Origin of the sequence: Frisingicoccus sp. (assembly GCA_016298055.1) — a bacterium.
Lineage (GTDB): Bacteria > Bacillota > Clostridia > Lachnospirales > Lachnospiraceae > Frisingicoccus.
Genome location: JAEDDO010000231.1, coordinates 1 through 2,578, shown reverse-complemented (window position 1 = coordinate 2,578; position 2,578 = coordinate 1). Strand labels below are relative to the sequence as shown.

Annotated in this window: 2 protein-coding genes; both read right to left on the bottom strand. The window is 40.9% G+C overall.

The window, feature by feature from the left end; translation table 11 throughout:
* Positions 1 to 278 precede the first annotated feature (278 nt).
* Entirely contained in the window at positions 279 to 1,439 is a 1,161-nt protein-coding gene (locus QZZ35_RS10965) for an IS91 family transposase (RefSeq protein WP_291237437.1), read from the bottom strand.
* Positions 1,432 to 2,307: a tyrosine-type recombinase/integrase gene (locus QZZ35_RS10960; protein WP_291237436.1), complete on the bottom strand. Its 876-nt coding sequence runs from the start codon at positions 2,305 to 2,307 to the stop codon at positions 1,432 to 1,434. The genes QZZ35_RS10965 and QZZ35_RS10960 overlap by 8 nt, the downstream gene beginning before the upstream one ends.
* Positions 2,308 to 2,578: the final 271 nt, after the last annotated feature.

The following is a 2,578-nucleotide window of genomic DNA, read 5'->3' as shown; positions in this document are numbered from 1 at the left end:
AATTCTTAAGGAAAGTATCAGATTCAGAGCAGATAATAAAAGAGCAGTTCTGGAAAAAATAGAACTGCTCTGAATGTGATTCTTTCTTATTGTACCAAGTCGCGGACGTTTAGCCGGGATGTATATGGGGATTGCTTTTCTCCCCCAAGCCGAAAAGTGAAATTTCTGCCTTACAAGCTATGGAAATTCCTATTGTTTTTTGAACAACAAAGAATTTTAGGCATGCTTCGCAGACTTTCCAACGGAAAGCCTGAAAAAAACGATATAAATATACTGAATTACCAATCATTCTGTGCATATGTCCTTCCGACTGGTTTCATGCTGCAGCAGCCACATGCGGGGCAGATTGTGATATCAAAATTCCAGACTACTTTCAACAGCTCTGCAATAGAAAGTCCTGTAAACCTCTGACGGAACTTTTGATGTCCCTGTAGTTTAAAAATGAGTTTTAGATTCTTCGCTTTTGAACGATTGTTCAAAAAACCATAATAACGTACTTTTTGAAAACTATGAGGCAGCACATGCATCAGGTATCGCCGAATAAATTCCTGATTGGTAAGAGTAATCTTGCGTTTGGGATCACCGGAACTTTTACCACGTGCTGAAAAAGTTACTTCCTTTTCAGTGACCGACAGGATCCGGTTGTTGGAGATGGCTATCTTATGTGTATATCTTCCAAGATATTCGAGGGCATTGCCAAATCCATTAAATGTTTCTTTTATGTAAGGACACCATTCTTTTGCATAAAGATCATTTTTGAATTCCTTCCACTCATAGGAGTTACGTAGTTTCTCGCAGGAGGAAGAGAAAGAAAGCTGTTTCTGTTGATACATGTGATCAAGACAGGAGAGGTATTTGCCTTTAAATTTATCCCTGAGTACTTTAACCGGAATAAAAAACTTGTCTTTTGACTTACGTATCTTTTGCTCCTGTGTGAGACCGCCGCCTGAAATGATACAATGCATATGCACATGGTAATCCAGTTCCTGATTCCAGGTATGGAGAACCTGAATGATACCGGGTGTTGCTCCGAGATACTTCTTATTGGCTGAAAGTTCCAGAAGTGTTTCAGCGCAGCATCTGTGAAGCAGACCATAAAGAGATTTCTGGTTACAGTAAATCAGGTGGTTTAATTCATGTGGGAGAGTAAACACTACGTGGAAATAAGAAGAGTCAATGACTTCTGCCCTGCGCTTATCTACCCAGATTTCTTTGTTAACAGCCTGGCAGTTCGGGCAATTCCGGTTGCGGCAGGAATTATTGTGAATCTCGATATGTCCACATTCTGTACACTCACTGATGGAATACCCCAGAGTTCCGGATTTACAATCCATGATGGCTCTGGAAGCTTTTTTCTGTATATCGGATTGAAAAAAATCCGAATTACAATAATCCGCATAAGAAAAATCCCAAATCTGCTGTATCTTAGACTTATTCATGGAAGGTACCTCCCATCTTATCAAAGGGGCTTGGGGAAGCCGAAAGGGTGCGGGCAGACAGATGCACATAAATTAAAGTAGAGGAGATGGAACGGTGACCCATAAGATTTTTTAAAGTTAGCAGATCCGTACCGTCTTCGTAATGATAGGTTGCGAAGGCATGACGGAAAGTGTGGCAGGTGAAGCGGTGTTCCCAGCCTAGTTCCCTCTCATGAGAACGGATAAAATCAGGAACACTCTGATGGTCAATCGGCTTGGAGGGATTTCTTTTCTGAGGAAAAAGCCAGTCCTTTGGACGCTTCTCAGGAGGGAGAGAATACCAGTATTGCAAGATAAGCTGCCAGGCATTTTCTGAAAGCTGGGCATAACGGTCAGAGCGGCTCTTTGAAGCACGGATATGGATGCGGTTTCTTGAATGTTCGATGTCGGAACATTTCAAATGACGGACTTCACCAATACGGAGTCCAGCAGAGAACATCAGACAAAGAAGGGCTTTAAATTTAAGGTCAGAAATAGAAAAAAGGAAGGTCTGCATTTCTTCCCTGGTAGGGATAAAAGGGATATAGGAATCAAACCTACGGAAGGGAATCTGGTAGGGATCCCATTGTTTGTGAAGAACAAATATGGTGAAGAAACGCAGCTGGGAGATACAGCAATTTATCGTCCGGTCAGAAAGAGAGCGTTCTTTCTGGATCCAGAAGATGAAATTTCTCATTTCCTGCCAGGATACATCTTCCGGAGAAGTATGAATGACATCGGAAAGATACTGAAGGTATGCAGAGATATATGTAGAATAAGAAACAATGGTATGGTCGGTAAGACCGCGAAGGGAGAGCATCTCCCGAAAAGAATTTAAATGATCGTCCATAATGGAACCTCCTAAGTAAAAAATAAAATAACAGCAAGAACCAGACATTTATTTGGTTACTGGGCGGTGGACGATAAAATTTTTCAGATATGTAGTTGTTGAGTTTAAAAATCCATGATAAACTAAGCATAGCAGTTCTTGTGAATATGTAGTTGTTTTGTGTGGTAACTTAACAATACAACATATACACAAAAACTGCTATTTTTTTTTGAAAAAAGTAGTGGTTTCACGTACTTAGGGCTAGCCGTCGCGCTAGCGACTTGGTACAATA